This window comes from Streptomyces sp. NPDC050743, from assembly GCF_044456925.1.
Taxonomy (GTDB): domain Bacteria; phylum Actinomycetota; class Actinomycetes; order Streptomycetales; family Streptomycetaceae; genus Streptomyces.
Map to the genome: position 1 here is coordinate 1 of NZ_JBITGJ010000065.1, position 19831 is coordinate 19831.

Below are 19831 nucleotides of genomic sequence, written 5' to 3' on the forward strand. Positions count from 1 at the left end.
GTACGTCACCCCGCTCGAAACGAGATCCTTGCTCAGGCAGAACCTCGTCCCGGCAGCGTAAACACCCGCTGTCCAGTTCGCGGGGGGAACTTCAGCGAGGACTTGGTCGAGAGCCCGTTCCGCGGCGATGTGGCCTGTACAGCCGAGAGTCTTGTCAGACGTCAGGGGGGACATGGCGGCCATAGGAAGCCATCCCGATTGGGGTTGGCTCGAGAGGGAACTGCGCCGACTCGGGAATGCGGGGCTTGGAGGGCCGGGAAGGGCGACCGCGTTGGAGGTCCTCGGGCTTGCGGATCTGGAACGACACCATCAGAAAGTGATCGCCTGGCTCCTCGACCCTTCGCAGCCCCACCAGCTCGGAGAACGGCTGCTCACCTCCATGCTGAGGCGAGCCGGGCATAGGGATCTTCGGGCGCAGGCACTGGCCGAGGCGGAGGTTCTACAGGAAGTGGAGCAGCCGCCCGGCACCCGGGCCGACATCGTGATCAGAACCGAGGTGTGCACCTTGGTCATCGAACTCAAAGTGCACGCGACGGAAGGCCGCCGGCAAACAGAGCGGCTGGCCGACGGCTACGCCCACGAGGCGACACCGGTGTTCGTGTTCCTCACGCTGCACGGCAGTCTTCCTCTCTCGGAGCGATTCCATCCGATGACCTTGAGTCAGTTGGCCGAGGACCTGAAAGCGGCGCTGCGCAGCGCGCCGCGCCCTGCCAGCGCCGACGGTCACGCTGCGCGGACTGCTGCCTGTGACTACCTGGCGACGCTGCAAAGGATGAATCGGATGACTGCGCTGGACGACGACGCGGCGCGTCTGTGGCTGACCCACGGAATGGCCATGAAGGAAGCCGAAGCAGCCTCTGCACGGGTCCTGGAACGCCTGACGGAGGCTCTGCCAGGTCGCCTGGAGCAGATCGTGGCGGAGTTGAAGCTGGGCGCCGACGTGGAGGTTCTCCAGGAGCCGTACGCGTACCAATCGGAAAGACGCCCGGGCAGGCCGCCTTACCCGGAGCAGGCAGTGGTTCTGGCACGGCGGAACTGGCTCACCGCGGACGGCCGGCCGCGGGCTGGTGTCGGCTTTGGCTATCGTCTGCGCAAGGCCGGTGAGCCTGAGCCGGCCATCGACGTCTTCAAAACCGAACTTCGGCCATTTATCGGCATATTCGTTCCCGACCAAGCCGTGTACGCCGCTCTCAGTCCACTCTCGGGCAAGGCCTGGGCGAACAGATGGCTCTACCTACAGTACGCCGAGATCGCTCCGCCACCCGGCGGCGGGAATCTGGTTGAAGGCCTCACCGAATGCGTCCTCGATCAGTTGCTTGCATCATGGAGGGAGCTCAGCGGCCGGATCGACACCGCGATTTGCGACTGAGGTTGCGCGAGGGCGGATCGTGGCCGTCGTGGAGACGGCCACCGCTGACACTGGAAGGTCGGTGAGCTAAGAGGAGTGAGGATTCTCTAGCTCGATGGCAGTGACATCTGCATCATGCTGCTCAGCGTGTTCCGTGGCGGAGGGCTCGTGAACTTGCACGACTTCCCCATCTACAACTTGGTGTGTTGGCTTCGTCAGCTCCAAGCTTGAGAGGTGCTTCTTCAGCCTTTTGGCCATAGGAAGGTAGGTCGCAAGAGTGAGTCCGCCAGATACAACGGCCCCGACGACAGGGATGGCCTTTGAGACGGTCTTTGCGAAGGTTTGCTTCGTCATCTGAACGCCGAGGTAGCCTGCGACTTTTTTGACTATTGGGTAGATGACGCCTTGGGTGAGTGCCTTCTGGGGTAGCTTCTTGGCGACCTGCTTCGACATCATCCCCGCGACCTTGCCCACGGCAGCGTTCGCAGACTGGGTGCCGAACATCACGCCAAAGAAGAGCGTGAGCACTCCCTTGGTCGCGTCATCGAGGTCATCGCTGTCGCCCGAGAACAGATCGGGCCAGCCGTAGAGGTAGGCCAGTTTCTGCGCGATACGTAGCATGTGGCCGAAGTATTGGGCCACATCGGCGGGCACAGTGGCGGGAAGGGCGATGAAGCCAGGTATCCCAGCAGCCGCGGAGAGTGCGCTGGCCTTGGTGGTTTCGTAGCCGATGGAGTCGTTGGCCGCTTTGTCCAGAACTTCGAGAGGGATACCCGCCGCTGCAGGAGTTTCTTCGATCGCTCTGCGGATGTCGTCCTCGGAGCAATAGCGAGCCAGCGCCTTTCGGAGGTATGCGTCCCTATTGATGCGCACGCCCGGCAACTTTGCTGCGCCCACCAGCACTGCGGAGAAGTGTGACTCCGGGTTCTCGATCACTTTACTCGTGGCCATAGCAAGAATCTACAGTAACCCGGGAGTTACGCATCGGTCTTTCGGGCTGTGGGGCTGACGCTCCGCTCTGCCCTCCAGCGACCAAGCTGCGTCAGCTCAGTCTGGGCCTATGCGGGTGACGGGCGGGCTGGCCGCAACGCCCAGGGCTCCTGTGCCCGTTGAGCGAAGAGCTCTGCTTCGGTCTTGCAGGATGGCAGTGGCCGTTTCGCAACAAAGGGCCGTCTCCAGAGCAAGGTTGGTGATCCCGTAGACAGTGACCGTGTACGGGAGCCAGCGCGGCGGTCGTTGTCAGTGGCGTACGCCATGCTGCCCTCCTCGCAAACGGAGGAGGGGGCACAGGGTGGATGAGACGGTGGCGGACCGTCCGGAGCTTGCGGTGCAGCTGGCTGAGGAGGCGGGCCCGGCGCATCTAGTGTCGTTGCGGCGCCGAGGGAAAGTGGCGTGGGTGTGCCCGCGGGGTGCGGATCACCGGTGGGAGGCGTCTCCATACAACCGGGGCGTGCTGGGGCATGGTTGCCCGTATTGCGCCGGGAAGCGGCCGAGCGCCGGCCGTAACCTTGCCGTGCTGCACCCGGCTGTCGCGGCCGAGCTCGATGTCACCCTCAACGATGGGTTGCGGGCGGAGGAGCTGCTGCCGGGCAGCCATGCGCGCGTGTGGTGGCGCTGTGCTGCCGATCCTGCGCATCTGTGGCAGGCGGCGGTGCACACCCGCACGAAGACGAAGCCGCGGCCTGCCGGTTGTCCGTGGTGTTCCGGCAATCGGCTCGATCCCATGTTGCGTTCGCTGGCGGTGACACACCCGCGCGTGGCGGCGGAGTTCGACTTCGACCGCAACGAGGGTGTTGATCCCGGGCAGGTCTCATACGGCTCCAAGCGTGTGGTGTGGTGGCGTTGCTCTGCTGGCCCGGACCATCGGTGGCAGGCCGCCGTCTGTGCTCGGACCAGCGCATCAAATCCAACGGGCTGCCCTTACTGTTCCGGATACCAGCTGTCGGTCACCAACAGTCTGGCCGCGCGTCATCCCGAGCTCGCCGCCGAGCTTGATCCGGCACTCAATGATGGACTGACGTCCGAGGAAGTCCTCGCCGGGACGCGCCAGGTAGTCACCTGGCGTTGTCCGGAGGGTCCCGATCATGTCTGGTCTTCACCTGTGGTGCACCGCACGGCCACGGGTAACGGCTGTCCCTTCTGCGCCGGCCGACGGGCGTCAGTCACCAACCGTCTGTCCCTGTATCCCGACGTTGCGGCCCAGTTCGACCTGGATCGCAATGCTCCGCTGACCCCCGGCACGGTCTCCGGCCGGTCACGCGCCAAAGTCTGGTGGGCGTGCCCCGCAGGCCCCGACCACCGATGGCAAGCCGCGCCGTCTGTCCGCACCACCCTTGGCAGCGGGTGCCCATGCTGCGCCGGCCATCTGGTCTCGGTTACCAACGCGCTAGCGGCCCGCGCCCCGGATGTCGCAGCCGAACTCGTCCCGAGTCTCAACGACGGCCTCACATCGTGGCAGGTCACCGTGTCCAGCAGCCGCCGCATTACCTGGCGCTGCCGTCGAAACTCTCTGCACGTGTGGACCACCTCCTGCTCTGCCCGGACCGGCCCATTGCGCTCAGGCTGCCCCCACTGCCGCCTATCTCGCGTGTCCCGCCGGCAACTCGCGCTCGGCTTCGAACTCCAGGCCCTGCTCCCGGACACTCAGCCGACCGGCGCCAAGCTGACTGCGGGTGGCAGGCGCTGGGAGGTGGACATCCTCATTCCCGCGCTCCGTGTCGTCGTCGAGTTCGATGGCCGCTACTGGCACGCCCGGCCCGGTTCCGAGGCTCGAGACAGGCGCAAGTCTGACGCCATTCGCGCTGCTGGGTACACGCTCATCCGGGTCCGTGAGGATCCGCTGCCCGTACTCCATCCCCACGACGTAAGTGGGCCAGTCGGTCATACTAAAGCGGCAGTTGTCGCGGTCCTGAACCGCATCATCGAGATCACTGGCCAACCCATTTCGGCGGCTGCTGCCTACGCAGCGACCCCCGGCCTCCTCGCAGAAGCAGCCTTTCACGCCCACGTGGATTCCGCACTGGGAGACGACACAGCAGACACGCTGTGGTAGCGGCCGGGAAGTGTGGCTGCCCGCCCCGATTGGGGCGGCCGGTTGGTCTCCGGGAGCCTCTGACCCCACTGCGGCGTTCGGCCAGGGGCGCGGCATGTGATAGCGGTCCACGGGGCGCAGCACCGTTCGACCTCTTCGGGATCCTCTCAGCATGAGGCACCACCCTGAACCGCATCCGCATCCCCCCTGCAGGTAACTCAGTCCGAGGTTCCGTAGATTTTGCCGATGCCGGTGTGGTGGCGTCGGCGAACGGTCGCGATCTGGCGTCCCTCATGCAGCACTCGGAAGCAGTCGTCCTCCAGCAGGACTGTGACGTGCTCCCCGCTGAACGCCGCGCCCACCTTGATCGTCTGTCGGGCCACCATGATGTGGCCGGAGGCGTGGACCTTTCGGCGAACACTGGGCACGTCGAGGGGGCCCGCGGCAGGGCACGGGGAGGCTGCGCGCGACGTGGTCGCCAGAGCCGGCTGAGCGACGATCGGAGGGTTTTGGTATTCCATGATCGCGTCACGCAGCTTCACTTCGGCTTTGGATTCGATCTGACGCACGGCCTCTCCGGTGACCCCCAGGACTTGGCCTATCGCTTCAAGCGTCAGCGCGGGGCTCCCCTCAAGCCCGTGTCGCAAGGCGAGCACTCGATGCTCCCTCATCGGCAGGCGGTCGAGCAGCGTGTGAACCTCGTCGGGGGAGAGATTCCGGTAGTAGTTGGCTGGTTCGGACCAATGCGGTCCGCGGAGGGTGCGGTCGGCTTCCTCGTGTACGGCGTCGTCGCCGATCGCCTCGGCCAGTTCTTCCAGGGGGATGGTCCGGCGCACCTGCGAGAGCAGGTCCTCCGCCTTGTCCAGCGCCACTCCTGCGTGGGCGGCCACGGCCGGCAGGGCCTCGGCTGGCGCGTCATACCCTAGCTCCCGCGCCGCCTTGTGCAGCACAGCGAGGGTTTCGTGCGCGTGCACCGGGAGCCGGATGGTGCGGCTGTGGTCAGCAAGAGCCCGCCGGATTGCCTGGCGAATCCACTGCACCGCATAGGTCGAGAATTTGAAGCCCTTGCGGTGGTCGAACATCTCGATCGCGTGGAGCATGCCGATGTTGCCCTCCTGGACCAGGTCCAATAGGCCCAGCCCGCGCCCGGCGTATCTGGTGGCGACACTCATCACCAGCCGGAGATTCGCCTGAGCGAACTCTGTGAAGGCCTGCTCCCCGAGCCGGGCGACCTGCTGCAGGTCGCGGCGCATCCTGGGGGCGATCTTTCGATCGGACGCTTCCAATTTCTCCCGCGCCAGCAGTCCCGCCTCGATGGCCTGGGCCAGTGCTGCCTCCTGTTGTCGGGAGAGCAGCGGGTACTTCCCGATCGACTTGCGGTAGTACTTCAGCGAGTTGAACACAGGCTGGCGGGCGGAGGAGTCGTCAAAAGCCGCGTCAGCAGCGACGCAGTCAGTGCGGGCCGACGCCGTGTGCACCGCAGGCGTGGGCTCGGCGGGACCGGCAGGCGTGGGCTTCGGCTTGGGCTCGGCGGACGGGGGCGCAAGGGTCTGCACCGCTCTTGCCTGCCACCCGGCCGGGAGAGGGTCCGGGAGCAGGGTATGGAGCGTCAGCGTGGTCAAGTCCAGCCGGCTGTCCGGGCCTAGCTCGATGGTGAAGTGCGGCCCGGGTACTTTCTGGTTCGGCACGGCGGGAAGTCCTGTCCGGCCAGACGGTTCGTCCCGGGTGCGCGTGGGCGTGGGGCGTTCCGGCTGGGAGGGCGGCTGCGGGGTGGCCTGGAGGCCGAACGCGGCCGCTACGGTGGGTGGGAGCGTGACCCCCTCCCGCACGATCTGGCTCAGCGCCTCAACGAGCACCGTCTTGTCCGCGCCCACCAGCAGTCCCCGCAAGGCCATCAGCGTCAAGGTCCGCTGTGGTCCTGCCGCTGCCACAAGCGCGGCGTGTAGAGCGGTCGACGTTTTGACCCCGATATCCGTCGTCATCGACGTGCCCCCATGTGCTGAACGGCAGTGCTACAACCCCTGTTGCATTGGACCACCCACCACTGACAACCGGTCACGCTCCGGAGGCTGCCGCCTTCTGATGGGGCCGTGCCCGGGCACAGCGGACCGGGAGTGCGACCCCTGACCCACGGATTCCCTGTGGCCATTATGTGAAGGAATGGTAGAACGGTAAACTTCGGTCGTCTGGACTGCAAGGAGTACGGTCCGGGCCGGGGGAGGGGAAACATGCTGGTGGATCCCACACAGCTGTTGGACGACTGCGAGCGGGCGTGGCGAGAGGCGGGGGAGCCATCAGCCGTCGGCGGGACGCAGGATGCCGTCAGGCGTACCACGCTCGTCCTGGAGGCCCTGGTGGCCTACCGACTGCTCGCCGACCACTGTGACCTGCCGGCCGACACCGTCTTCACGCGCTGGCCCGCCTGCACGATCCACGCTGTGGCACTGGGCGCACAGAGCGAGACACCAGATATCGCCCAGTTGGTTTCCCAGGCGCGGACCCATGTCCTTGCGCAGCGCCCGGAATTCGGGCGTAGCAGGGTCGCCACGGACGCCGCGGCAACCGCCGGAGAATGGGTGTGGGCCGCGCGGGAGGCGGCCCGCATCCTGGGCTGGACCTGGAGTCCCCCGACCACCGCCACGGACTGGGGGATCGCACCGCCGGGCGAGGCCGCGCCCGGGGCCGCTCCCACTCCTCCGGAGCTGCGTCTGGGGCCTGGAGGGGGCAGCGTTCTGCTGACCCTGCCCGGTGGCCCGGAGGGATCCGTCTGGCAGTTGGCGGCCGAAGCCGAGTCCTTTACCGCTCGCCCGCCGCACTGGGTTCTGCCCGGCCCCCTGCGTCGCGTCGAGGCCACCGACCCGACGGGAACCATCCACGTATCGAGCGTCGTCGATCCAGACACGGTTCTGCTGGCCTTCGCCGCCGACGGCCAGCGGATTCCCCTTGAGGAGCCCCTACCCGCAGCCGAGACGTACCTGCTGCACGTGGGCGCCCTGGAGACAGAGGGCGCCCCTGTAGGAGCCGTTGAGCTGCCCACCCCGTACGGGTGGAGCGGGTGGACGCTGAGCAAGGCGTCTTTGGCCGGCGTGACCCGGCTGCGGGCCTGCGAAGGGGCCCCTGGCCGCTGGCTGGACGTGGCGGCAGGACGCTCGCTCGGCTGGGAAGGCGGCACGACGCTGCCCTACCTCACCGATACCGGCGGAGCGCCGGTGTGGAACCGTCCACCCGCACTGCGGCTGGCGCGCCGACCGGGCGAGCCGGATACACGCCACTGGCGCATCGAGGTGCGCCGCCCGGGCCACGAGGACCCTCTCGCCCGCCTCACCGGCAGCCCCGGCGCGCTTGTCGACCCTTGGCAGGACGTGCCTGGCCCGCTGCTTGGCCCCTACGAGGTGCTCGTCTACCGCCCCGACCAGCGGCGGGGTCGGCGCCGACTGACCGCTTTCCTCGCCGAGGGCATCACAGCGCAACCGTCCGCCGAGTGGCGTCTACTCGCCCCGCACGGAGGACTGGTGCCCGCCCGACTGGACCTGCGTACCAGTGCAGCGGTCACCGTCTCCCAGAGCGCGGTGTCGTTCGCCCCGTATGAGATCGCCAAGGCACTCGTAGTGCGTCATGGGGCCCGGATGTTCGACGTCCAGGCGCTCATCCCACACTCCGAAGTCCGCCTGGAACTCGACGGACACCCCCTTACCTGGTCCATTCGGCCGCTCGACATCGACGCAGCCGATCTGGCGCGGGACAGCGCCCTGACCGTGCGCCTGCCGGAGCAGGCCGTCGCCGTGACACCCGAACTGGCGCTGGTCGTCGAGGGCGCGACCCTGCACACCCTGCGGCCGGAACGCCGCACCCGTACCCGCAAGGGTGACCTGCGCTATGCCCTGGCTGCCCTTGCGGACACCGTGCGCGACTGTGTCAAGGCGGAGATGCGGCTGCTGGTCGCGGGACAGAGCATCCTTGTAGGGACCGTGCGTACGCAGCCCATCGCGGAAGACGTCGTAGCGGACGGCACCGGACTGATGGTGCGGCACCTACGCCACCCGGGTGAGCTAACCGCACATGTGCACGCGGTGTTCGCCCCCTGGGAGCACCCCTTGACCGTGGCTGTCGACCCCAGCGGGCGCATTCCGCTGCCTGCCGCCTGGCGTTCGGCCGGCCCCCTCGTCGTGAGCCTGCGGGCAGGAACCCCCACGCCCGGCGCCGCGCCAGGCTGGCCGAGCCTGCGTGAGCGCGACACCCTGGTGCTGCGCCGTGTGCCGTGGATGTCCACCGGCATCGACACAGCCGCGGCGAGGACCACGGCCTACCTAGCGGGACGTGGAACGCTGCCTCGCGGCACCGAGGCGATCCCCTACCAGTGGATCGTGGCCGCCCACGGACGCGATCTGCAGGCGTGCGGAGCGAAGGAGACCGCACCCAGGGAGTGCCTGAAAGCCTTGGGGGACGCCGGAGGTGACGCCCTCATGGGGGCGGCCGACAGCTTTCTGCGCTCCGGCGAGTTGGCCGCCGCGCTGGTGGGCAGCGGGCTGGCCGCCCTGCGCATCCGGGAGGTGGCGGACCCGGCCGGCGTACGCCCTGTGTGGCGGCGGGCTCCCTTGTGCGCACTGCTGCTGACCGCGCCGCTACTGCCCTACCTGTCCGGCGACCCCGCCTACGACACCAGCGAGCTGTACCCGCAGGAGGAGGAACTCCTTTCCGAGGTAGGGCAGTTCCTAGGCGACGGTGGAACGTCGCTGCTGGGCGGCCGTGAAGATCCCAGTGGCACGGTCGGCCGGTTCGATGCCCACGCCCGCGCCCTGGACCAGCTTCCCGAGATCCAGCAGAAGGCCATGTGGCGTACGGCCCGTGTCGTACCCCGGGGACTCCTGGACGCGGACACCCGGGCCGAGGCGGCCTGGCAGGCGTTTGGCAACCGCCGCACTTTGCAGTACTACGCCGTGCGCGAGGAGTGCGACGACTGGCTGGAGGCCATCGCGCTCTTCCTCAAGGACGGACACAGCGTCCTAGCCCAGGCCTTCCACAACCGACGGCCCGGTGTGCTGCGCGGCCTCGATGAGGCCTGGATGCGGGTACCTCAACTCTCCCTGGGCTGCGCGCTGATTGCCCGGCTTGCCGCCGCAGGAGACGTGCGGGCTGCCAAACTGGAGCAGCAACTGCGCCCATTGTGGACATCCGTCGCCTCCCACGCGCCCGACCTCACCGCCGTCGACCTCGCCCTCGCGGAATGCCTAGTTACCGCGGAGACCGTGCACCGCACCGGCTGAAATGCGGCCCAGACACACCCCGTTGCCGTAGCCGAAGCCGCGCCGGCCGAGCGCCGGTTCACCAAGCCACCCCGTCCCACTCGCCGCCGTCCCGGAGCCCGATAGTGCACAGCCTCGACCCGCTCGCCACCTCCGCGCTGATCAACGACACCTACCGCCGTTATCTACGTTCCCTGTTGCCCCTGCGCGAGCCCCACCTGGCTGAAGCCCTTGCCCACGCCATCGACACCAGCCCGCTGCTCACCAAGGGTCCCCTCCTTGAGGCCACCCCCGCCTACGCACCGGGTGCCACCTTGAACGAACTCATCGCCGAGGGCGTGCTCGATCCCGCGTTCCGGCAGCTGACCGGTCCCGCCTTGCCCGCCGACCGCCCCCTGTACCGGCACCAGGAGCAGGCGCTGCGCAAGGCCGTGGCCGGACGCAACCTCGTTGTTGCTACCGGCACAGGCTCCGGCAAGACCGAGAGCTTCCTTTTGCCGATCCTCAACACCCTCGCCGTCGAACACGCCCGCGGCACCTTGGGCCCTGGCGTCCGTGCCCTGCTGCTGTATCCGATGAACGCCCTGGCCAACGACCAAATGAAGCGCCTGCGCAGGCTGCTCGCCGCCTCTCCCCACATCACCTTTGGCCGCTACACCGGCGATACCAAGGACGATCCGCAGCGCGCCGCTGACACCTTCGAGCAGCTCAACCCGGGCGAGCCACGCCTGCCCAACGAACTGCTCAGCCGCCGCGAAATGCGCGCCACCCCGCCCCACATCCTGCTCACCAACTACGCCATGCTGGAGTACCTGCTGCTGCGACCCCAGGACATGGACCTCTTCGAAGGAGACCATGCGGGCGGCTGGCGGTACATCGTCGTCGACGAGGCCCACGTCTACGACGGCGCGCGCGGCGCCGAACTGGCCATGCTGCTGCGCCGTTTGACAGACCGCGTGGGCCAGGGACGCGACATCCAGGCCATCGCCACCAGCGCCACCGTCGGCGCGGAGGAGAACCCGGCCGCCGTCACCGCCTTCGCCCAAGCCCTCTTCGACGTCCCCTTCCACTGGGATGCCAGCGATCCGGCCGCACAGGACCTGGTCACCGCCACCCGGGTGCAGGCACCCCAAGGCCCGCACTGGGGGCCGTTGCCGACCACCGAATACGTGCGCCTGGCCAGCGCGGCCGATCCCGGAGCCGAGATTGCTTCTGTCGCGCGCAGGCACGGCCTGCCCCCAGACACCACCCCGGCCGCGGCCTTGGCCTGCGAGGCCGCTACAGCGGCTCTGCGCCGGGCCCTGGCCGAAGGCCCTCGCCCCGTCGGCGAGATCGCGCAGACCGTCTTCCCCGGCGATGTTGCTGGGCCCGCTGCCGTCACTGCACTCATCCAGCTCGCCAGCCAGATCACCGACACCGACGGCGCCCCGGTGCTCTCCGCCCGCTACCACCTCTTCGCGCGCGCCACCGAAGGTGCCTTCACCTGCCTGAACCCGGCCGGCCCCCACCTCGACCTGGCCCGCCACGAGACCTGCCCCCACTGCGTCCGCCCCTCCTTCGAGCTGGGCGCCTGCCGCCGCTGCGGCGCCGTCCACCTACACGGCACCCTCACCGGCCAGCAAGCCCGCAGCCGCCTCGCGCACCGCAAGTCCCCCGATAGCCCCCACACCTGGCTGCTCCTGGACGCGGACAGCTCGGGCGCCGGTGCCGACGAGGACGACGAAACGCTCGGCGACAGCGCCAAGGGCGGCCTCAAGGAGCGCAGACTGTGCACCCGCTGCGCGACCCTGCACCCCGCGACGACGACAGCCTGCACGGCCCCCGACTGCGAGCGAAGCGAGCTGCGCCGCGTCCACCAACTCGACACCCACGAAGGCACCCCGGCAGCCTGCCTGGCCTGCGGCGCGCGCGGCCACGGCATGATCCGCCTCTTCGAGGCCGGCAACGAGGCCGCGGCCGCCGTCCTGGGCACCGCCCTCTACCAGGCGCTGCCACCGGCATCCGACGGCCCCGCCGCCGCCCTTCCCGGGCAGGGCCGCAAGCTGCTGTTCTTCAGCGACAGCCGGCAGGCCGCCGCCTACTTCGCCCCCTATCTCGAGGACTCCTACACCCGCATCCAACACCGGCGCCTGATGACACAAGCCCTGAAACAGGGCTGCCCCGATCCCGACGATCCCCTGCACCTCGACGACCTCGTCGCCCACACCATCCGCGCCGCCGACCACGCCGGAGTCTTCCGCCGCAACCACTCCCGACAGGCCAAACAGCGCGAAGTCGCCCTGTGGGTGATGCAAGAAGTGCTCAGCCTCGATGACCGCCAATCCCTCGAAGGCCTCGGCCTGCTCCGCGTCGACCTCGACCGCGAACCCTTCTGGCAGCCACCCACCGCCCTGACCTCCCTCGGCCTGACCGACGACGAGGCATGGCTGCTGCTCCAGGAACTCCTGCGCACCGTGCGCAACCAGGGCGCCCTCACCATGCCCGAGGACGTCGACGCGGGCGACGAGGCGTTCGCGCCACGGCGCGGCCCCGTCTGGGTCCGCTCCAAGGGGTCCGACGCCAAACGCAAGGTGATCAGCTGGCTGCCCAGCACCGCCGGCGCCTCCAACCGACGCGTCGACTACCTGGTGCGGGTCCTCGACGCCCTCGGCCACCGAGGGGACCAGCAACCGAGGGCACTGGAGATCCTCAACCGTCTGTGGACCGACCTCACCACCGGCCACCTCACCGACTGGCTGCCCAGTGAGAACCAGCCCGGAATCGGCGTCGTGCGCCGTCTGGATCACGCCTGGCTGCGGCTGCGACCCGTGAGCGCGGACACCGACCCGCTGCATGTCTGCGACCGCTGCCGACGCATCGTCGCCGTGTCCGTGCGGGCCGTCTGCCCCACGCTGCGCTGCACCGGCCGCCTGCACGAGTACAAGCCCACCGTCGAGACGGACGACCATCTGCGCCGCCTCTACCTGACCTTCGACCCCGTTCCGCTCCGGGCTCAGGAACACACTGCCCAGTGGACCGGGGAGAAGGCCGCGGAGATCCAGGGCGAGTTCGTCCGCGGACAGGTCAACGCCCTGTCCTGCTCCACTACCTTCGAACTCGGCGTCGATGTCGGCGAACTGCAGGCCGTCGTCCTGCGGAACATGCCCCCCTCCACCGCCAACTACGTCCAGCGCGCCGGTCGCGCCGGCCGCCGCTCCGACTCCGCGGCCCTCGTCGTCACCTACGCCCAAAGGCGCCCCCATGACCTCGCACGGTTCGCGCAGCCGGAACGGATGATTGCCGGCGAGGTGCGGGCGCCGATCGTTCCCGTCGACAACGTCCGCATCGACCGCCGCCACGCCCACTCCATCGCCCTGGCCGCGTTCTTCCGCGCGATGAAGGACGAGCGGGGCCGCATCTGGCGCAAAGCCGGCGAGTTCTTCCTGCCCGACGACACTACCGGCGAGATCGCCGCCCACACCGTGCGCGACTGGCTCACCCCCGTCCCGGAAACCGTCCTAGCCTCCCTGCGCCGCGTTCTACCCGACAGCGTCCAAAAGGACATCGACGTCGACTCCGGCGCCTGGGTCGACGAACTCGACCGTCTCCTGCAGGCCGCCCAACAGATCATCGACCAGGACGTCACCGCCTACAGCGAACGCCGCGACCAGGCAGCCGCCACCCGGAAATACCGGCTGGCGGAAATGTACGAAAAGGTCATCCGCAACCTCACCCAGCGCGACCTGCTCGGCGTCCTCGCCAACCGCAACGTGCTCCCCAAGTACGGCTTCCCCGTCGACACCGTCGAACTGCGCATCCCCCAAGACGGCGGCACGATCTCCGGCCACCTCGAACTCACCCGCGACCTCAGCGCCGCCGTCCACGAATACGCCCCCGGCGCCGAAATCGTCGCCGGCGGCCAGCTGTGGACCTCCGCCGGCGTCTACCGCCTGCCCGACCGCGAACTGGTCAGCCGCCACTACGCCGTCTGCGCCACCTGCGGCCGCTACCGGGAAGCCACCGAACCCGTCGACCCCGCCTGCGCCGCCTGCAAAACCCACGCCACCACCGCACAACGCCGCTACGTCGAACCCATCTACGGCTTCGTCGCCGCACGAGGACCCCAACGCCGCCCAGGACAAACCCCACCCCGCCGCGCCTGGTACGGCGATACCCACATGTCCACCCACACCGCCGACCTCCACGACGGAGCCACCATCTTCACCACCGGCCACACCACCACCTGGTCCGCCGGTACTCGCGGCGAAATGGTCGTCGTCTCCGAAGGACCAGCCGGCGCCGGATACCAAATCTGCGACTGGTGCGGCTGGGGCCGCCCCCACGCCCATGCAACGCCCCTGCGGACAGGCCACCCCCACCTGCTGAAGGACGCCCAATGCACCGGCCCGCTCCGGGTCGTCTCCCTCGCCCACCGCTACCAGACCGACTTCCTCCAAATCCACCTCGACCCCCTCACCGCCCTCACCGTCACCCCGGCCCGCCTCCGCTCCGGCCTGTACGCACTCCTGGAAGGCGCAGCCACCCACCTGGAGATCAGCCGCGACGACATCGACGGCACCATCCACACAAGCAGCGACGGCATGCCCTCGCTGCTCCTCTTCGACACCACACCCGGTGGCGCAGGCAACGCCGTGCACATCGGGGAGCGACTCGAACCGGTCGTCGACGCGGCGCTTACTCGCATGCAAGCCTGCGAATGCGGCCCCGAGAGCAGCTGCTATGCGTGCCTGCGAACCTTCCGCAACGAGCGCTTCCACGAACTGCTCAGCCGCCGTGAGGCCATCGCCCTACTGGACGCCCTGACGGGTAGCAACACCAGCTGATCAGTAGGGAGAGGGGCGCGGCCAGTTTCACGGTCGCCGGGAGGACCTGCTCGCAAAGGAGCCCGCCCATGCCGAACAAACCCCTCGGGCGGCCTGATCCTTTACAGACTGCACGGTCTTGTACTGGACCGGCGCCATCGGCAGCACCTGGTAGCTGCCGGCACATGGTCTGCAGGCCCGTCCATCCCCGAGAGCCGGGAATCTGGGGAGGAAGGACGGGCGCCCGGGGATGGCGGCGTAGCCGCTGATTTACGCCGCATTCGCCTCGGGATGTTTGAAGACCTGCTGGTCGTGCCAGTCGAGGTGGGCAGGGGCGACGGTAAGCCGGCCGGGCCGGGGCATTGCGACAGGCTGGCCGTGAAGGGCGTCGATGGCTCGACCCGCCAGGCTGCGCGCGACGTACAGCTGAGAGACCCGGATGCGCCAATCGGGCAAGAGACCCAGGACGCCGAGATCGAACAGCGTGTGGTGCAGGGAGCACAACGCCAGCCCGTTGCTCACCTCGTCCGGCCCGTCCTGACTGTGCCACTGCACATGCGCGGCCTCCAGCCCCACGGGATTGCGGCCGAGCGCCCCGTCGAAGCCGCAGAATGCGCAGGCATACGCATAGGCGTGGAGGACTTCCTCGACGAACCCTGCCCGCCGCTTGCGCAGCATCTTCTTCGCCGCTACGGATCCTGTCTCCTCCCCACCGATCAGCTCCAGACCGACTGCGTCACAGATCGGTGCTTCCAAAACCGGCGTGAAGTGTTGCTGCAGAAGGAGCCGGGCGGCTGCCGTCAGCGCGCCCTCATTCGCCAACAGCACCTCCACCTCGGGGCGCAGACGAGCGTGGGCGCCCCGCGCCCGCAGCCAGCTGCCGCGCTCAGGAGCATCCGGCGGGATGTGATGTCCCTCCCGGTCCCATACCTGCCACAACGCACGCTCCAGGTGCACGAACGGCATGGCCGCTCGTTCCCGCGCGCGAGAGCGGTTCACCACGGCGGGTCCGAAGTCGTTGATTAGCTGGCTGACGGGCCCCTCCGCCTCGCTGTAGGTGACCGCCCTGCTGCCCGACGCTGTGAACCTCCCCAACAGCCACAGCATCAGCAGAGGTTTGTGCGGGGCTCTGCGGCCGCCTATCTGTGCTTGCCGCAGAGCGGACAGAGCGCTCAGCAACTCGACGCGGGTCATCACCAGGCAACCTTGCCACCAGCGCAGCGCCCACCTGCCGCGGTCCTAGAAAGCCGCAGCGGTGTCGTGTGGCGAGAGCCATGGCGGAGAGTAGCCTCGCTGGCTAATGAAGGCCAGAAGCCAGCGAGGCCTGTCTCGAGCTCGCTCAGGCCACCTTTCGCCGCCCCGGGCTACGGTCCCACCGCTCAGCGAAGGACCGGATGGACTCGGCGGTAAAGACCGGCCCTGCTCCAATGCGGCCTAGGGGACGCGGGAAGTCTGGGTGGTTCCCGTCCAATTGGGCGACCCGCTGGCGGCTGACGCCCAACTCTGCAGCCGCTTCCCTGTATCCCATGAGCTCCTGCTCCCTAGGGTGGGCCCGTTCGGCGTTCGCCTGCTCTGCCATGACCACACGCAGGTCCGTCAGCCGAGGCTTGTCCTCCAGTACGGTATTAAGCCCCTTGTAGGCCGACTCGAGGGCGCTTTGCGTGGCCTCCGGCAAGCCAGATGCCCACAGACGCCACACGACGTAGAGGCGTCGGCTGTCAGCCTCATGCCGAATGACGCCCTGCATGAATGTCCATAGCTCCTCGTACTGCTCATCGCCCAGAGCGTCGACCGCATCCACGGTCACGGATGCCTCCCACTCTTGCTTCACGCCTTTCTCCTTTCCTCCTTGGCCTGGTTCTGATTCGTTCGGCTGGACAGCGGGCGGGGGCCTGGCCTTCTGGCCCCCGCTTGCGCCCGGCTAGTCCTCTTCTGGGAAGACGAAGCCTGCGCCCCGCAGTTCGCTGATCAGGACGATCCACTTACCCGGCGTCTCCGGTTCGCGGCCGACCATGATCGTGGTCCCGTTCCGGGAAAAGAACCATGCGCCCTGCCGGGTCTGCCGGCTCTTGAATCCCTGACGGTCCAGCGCTGCGAGGAGCACATCCAACCGACTCGTCATGCCTATTCCCACCCTCCCTTCAAACCTTGCTCATGTCAAGCTTTGATCTCGGTAACCTACACGCCAAACCTTTCCATCGGCAAGTGACGAGGTGAGAGGGGTGAGGGCTGTCACGCGCGGGCGTTTTCCTCGGCGGGGGCCCGTCGCACGGAACGCCCCCTGTATCCAGGAACGGGGCACGTACGGCTGTGTTACCTGCATGCCGGACTGTGCCACGCGAGCTGTGGCATGCAGTGGTTGCCTTCGGATTCTGGGGGCGGGGGTGGTACGAGCCGTCACGCTGGGCCTTTTCGAGTGGGTCATGCGGGATCTGCGACGGTGGGGGAGGTGGGGCGGGGGATAGTGCCGGCGGGGGTGTACTGGGCGGCCTGTGCGTTGAACATCGAGGCGTAGCGCCCGTTGGCGGTCATGAGTTCGTCGTGGGTGCCGTGCTCGACGAGTCGTCCGTGGTGCAGGACGTAGATGCGGTCGGCGTGGCGGACGCCGGACATGCGGTGGGTGACCAGGACGACGGCCCGGTTTGGGGCGGCGAGCTCGCGGATGCGGTCGAAGGCGGCGATCTCGGCTTCTGGGTCGAGGGCGGAGGTGGGCTCGTCCACGATGAGCACACCGTCGGCGTTTGAGGTGGAGCTGCGCCAGTGGGTTCGGGCGAGTCCGATTTTCTGCCATTCGCCGCCGGAGAGTTCGCTGGCGCCGCGGAACATGCGGGCCAGCAGGCTGTGCAGGCCGTGGGGGAGTTTCGCGATGACCGCTCCGGCTCCCGCGTAGTCGACGGACGGCTGCAGGTCCTCGGGGCCGGCTTCCCGGGTGGGCCGGCCGATCCGGATGTTCAACGCGGCGGTCACGGGCCAGCGTTGGAAGTCCTGGGTGAGCAGTGCGACGCGTTCGAACACCTGGAAGCGGTCGAGGGAAGCCACGTCGGCATCACCCCACAACACCGTTCCGCTCTGCGGTAGCAATAGGCCCGACAGGACCTTCATCAGCGTGCTCTTGCCGGAGCCGTTCTCGCCGACGACGGCGGTGACCGTGCCCATAGGCAGGGTGAGGGACACGCCGTCCAGGGCGGGGGTGTCCCGGTCCGGGTAGCGGTAGCTCACCTGGTCGAGGACGATCTGCTTCACCTGTGTCGGAACGGGATCGCCCCCGTCGGGGATGGTGCGTCGTGCCGCCTCGTTAAGGAACCGGGCGTGGTCGCGGACGTAGAGGGACTCCTCGTGCAGCTGGTTGATGTTCATCACCAGCGCGCCCAGGCTCGCTGAGCCGGAGCGGACGGCGATGACGGCGGTCCCGGCCACGGCCAGACCCATGTGCCCGCTCGTGATCAGCCAGAACATGGCCGCGTACGTCGCCGCCATGGCCAGGCCGGACAGCGCAGCGGCCACCCACTCGGTGACGGCCTTGCCGGCGGCCAGCCGCTCCTGCTCGGCCTCCGCGCTCTCGGCCATCCGCTCGTAGCGGCTCAGCAAAAACGGGCCGACGGCGTGGATACGCACCTCCTGCGCGGCGCCGCGCTCGGTGAGCAGGTTGCCGATCAGGCGGCTGGCCCGCACATGCTCGACCCAGGTCATCACCGACACGTACCGTTCCTGCGCCACCCGCATCGCGCCCCAACCGCGCGGCGCCGCGATCAGGATCAGCATCGGCAGCAGCACCGGGTGGAGAATGGTGAGCACGCCGGCCGTGGAGATCAGCGAGATGGTCCCGTTCAGGGCGGCCACGCAGGCGCTGATCATGCGGCGGGCGGAGCCGGCGCCGTACTGGGCGACGTCGATCAGCCGCCTAAACTCCGGGTCCTCGATGGCCTCCAGCTCCACCGACGCGGCGGCGGCCAGGTACTGGGTGGTGGCGATCCGCTCGACCAGCGGCTCCAGCCGGCCCGCCCGCGAGGTGGACCATCCGGCCAGGCCCGAGTTGACCACGGCAGCTGCGGCGGCGGCGAGCAGTCCCGGCAGGACCGCGTGCAACCGCTGTTCGGGGGTGCCCGAGCCGAGCAGCGCGTGCATGACGGCGTTGACCGCGAGCAACCCGACCGCCGCGGCGACACCCTGCCCCACCTCGCTGATGGCGACCGTGAGCAGCGCGCGGCGATCCGCCTGCCACGCCATCCGCAACGTCGCCCCGACCAACCTCGGCAGAGAGCGCAGCGCCGACAGCATCGTCAAGTCCAGCCGGGCACACTCGTGTTCCGACCAGCCGAAGTCATAGCGCAAAGGCCCGCCGAAGAGCTCCTGCTCGGCGTCGGAGACCTCCGGCTCGGCCATCCGCACACGCCCGAAAAACCTCTTCACAGGGCGCCTCCCGACCTGGGCCAGCTCGGCGCCCGGAAAGCCGGCGCGGGCAGCCGCCCCGCCATGGCGACCGTGCTCGAGGGCACAGGGGCCCTGCAGCTGGAGTCGTCGCGGTACGAGTACTCCTCGTCCCGCGCCGCGTGATGGGAAGTCGTATGTGCGTGTGTCTTGGCCGAACTCAACGTGGTTCCCCTTGACGGTCGTGCAGCTCCTGCTGTGACTCAACGAGCCAGCCGGAATTTCGAACACATGTGTTTCAGTCGTGTTGGTAGCCCTGGGATTGAGCGCGCGCTGGAGCTTGTGGGTTGCATCGACCCTTGCGGTGCATGGGCCAGGGGCTGGAGCGGCGATGGCCAAAACGCCGAGCATGCCGCTGTTCCGGCGCCCGGGGCTGGGGCGCGGTCTAGCGGGGCTGCGGTCGACTTCGACGAAGGCGCGCAGCTTTCGCCGGTGTTCGCTCTCGACGGCGATGTAGTACATGACCGCGTCGGCGACGATCCACTCGCCCTCGCCGATGGAGTGGGACACCTCGGGGGTCCAGTCCCAGGGGCCGTGCTCGTGACCGAGCCGGCGGGCGTCTTGAGCGAAGGCGAGGTGGGCGCGTACGACGGCGAGCGTGTGGGGGGTCTTCAGCGACGCTGCCGTGGTGGAGGTGATGGGGTAGGGCGGCCGCCCCCGCAGGATGGGCAGGTCCCGGGTCAGCCGCGCGCCTTCCTGCGTGAGGTACCAGGCGTGGGTACGGGTGCGGTTCGCGTCCGGGAGCACCGTGCGGTCGACGAAACCGTCGGAGCGCAGCCTGTTCAGAACGCGGGATATCAGCTGCCGTGTGCCGTCGGGGCGCAGCATCCGGCGCAGACGTTGGCTCATGGAACACAAGTGGCCGGCCTGCGCCGCGGCCCCTGGCGGTGCGCAGTGAGCGCCGCAGAAAAGCCGATGAGCGGCGCCGTGGTGGAGGGCGTCGGCTTCGCCCGCTGGGGCGGTCATCCTGTGCAAGCCG

Annotated in this window: 10 protein-coding genes and 2 pseudogenes; 5 read left to right on the forward strand and 7 right to left on the reverse strand. The window is 68.5% G+C overall.

From position 1 onward, the window contains the following. The first annotated feature begins 172 nt into the window (after positions 1-172). On the forward strand, positions 173-1369 hold the full coding sequence (locus ACIBJF_RS38085) for a PD-(D/E)XK nuclease family protein (protein WP_399180895.1): 1197 nt from the start codon (positions 173-175) through the stop codon (positions 1367-1369). Between the two features lie 66 nt (positions 1370-1435). On the opposite strand, the gene ACIBJF_RS38090 is transcribed toward ACIBJF_RS38085, so the two are convergent. Then, positions 1436-2299 (reverse strand): hypothetical protein, encoded by an 864-nt coding sequence (locus ACIBJF_RS38090; protein WP_399180896.1) that lies wholly within the window; start codon positions 2297-2299, stop codon positions 1436-1438. Between the two features lie 376 nt (positions 2300-2675). On the opposite strand from ACIBJF_RS38090, the pseudogene ACIBJF_RS38095 reads away from it, so the two are divergent. Continuing rightward, positions 2676-2813: pseudogene (locus ACIBJF_RS38095) on the forward strand (hypothetical protein); the annotation flags it as partial. A gap of 48 nt (positions 2814-2861) precedes the next feature. Further along, a complete protein-coding gene (locus ACIBJF_RS38100; RefSeq protein WP_399180954.1) occupies positions 2862-4400 on the forward strand; it encodes a zinc-ribbon domain-containing protein in 1539 nt (512 codons plus the stop codon). Between the two features lie 197 nt (positions 4401-4597). On the opposite strand, the gene ACIBJF_RS38105 is transcribed toward ACIBJF_RS38100, so the two are convergent. Next, entirely contained in the window at positions 4598-6361 is a 1764-nt protein-coding gene (locus ACIBJF_RS38105; RefSeq protein ID WP_399180898.1) for a sigma-70 family RNA polymerase sigma factor, read from the reverse strand. Positions 6362-6607: 246 nt separating this feature from the next. Here ACIBJF_RS38105 and ACIBJF_RS38110 point away from each other — a divergent pair, with 246 nt between their 5' ends. Continuing rightward, complete coding sequence (locus ACIBJF_RS38110; protein ID WP_399180900.1) at positions 6608-9643, forward strand: hypothetical protein; 3036 nt, start codon at positions 6608-6610, stop codon at positions 9641-9643. Positions 9644-9747: 104 nt separating this feature from the next. Then, complete coding sequence (locus ACIBJF_RS38115; RefSeq protein ID WP_399180902.1) at positions 9748-14445, forward strand: DEAD/DEAH box helicase; 4698 nt, start codon at positions 9748-9750, stop codon at positions 14443-14445. Between the two features lie 249 nt (positions 14446-14694). On the opposite strand, the gene ACIBJF_RS38120 is transcribed toward ACIBJF_RS38115, so the two are convergent. From ACIBJF_RS38120 to ACIBJF_RS38140, 5 genes and pseudogenes are all read right to left on the reverse strand, one after another. Beyond that, positions 14695-15618: a phosphorothioated DNA-binding restriction endonuclease gene (locus ACIBJF_RS38120; RefSeq protein ID WP_399180904.1), complete on the reverse strand. Its 924-nt coding sequence runs from the start codon at positions 15616-15618 to the stop codon at positions 14695-14697. A gap of 145 nt (positions 15619-15763) precedes the next feature. Next, entirely contained in the window at positions 15764-16255 is a 492-nt protein-coding gene (locus ACIBJF_RS38125; RefSeq protein ID WP_399180906.1) for a hypothetical protein, read from the reverse strand. A 90-nt stretch (positions 16256-16345) separates the two neighbouring features. Continuing rightward, the gene (locus ACIBJF_RS38130) at positions 16346-16546 is read right to left on the reverse strand and encodes a hypothetical protein (protein ID WP_399180908.1); all 201 of its coding nucleotides are present in this window, start codon (positions 16544-16546) and stop codon (positions 16346-16348) included. A 299-nt stretch (positions 16547-16845) separates the two neighbouring features. After that, positions 16846-18834 carry an ABC transporter ATP-binding protein gene (locus ACIBJF_RS38135; RefSeq protein WP_399180956.1) on the reverse strand — a complete coding sequence of 663 codons (1989 nt, stop codon included), beginning with the start codon at positions 18832-18834 and terminating at the stop codon, positions 16846-16848. 423 nt (positions 18835-19257) lie between these two features. Beyond that, positions 19258-19818: pseudogene (locus ACIBJF_RS38140) on the reverse strand (replication-relaxation family protein); the annotation flags it as partial. Positions 19819-19831 lie beyond the last annotated feature (13 nt).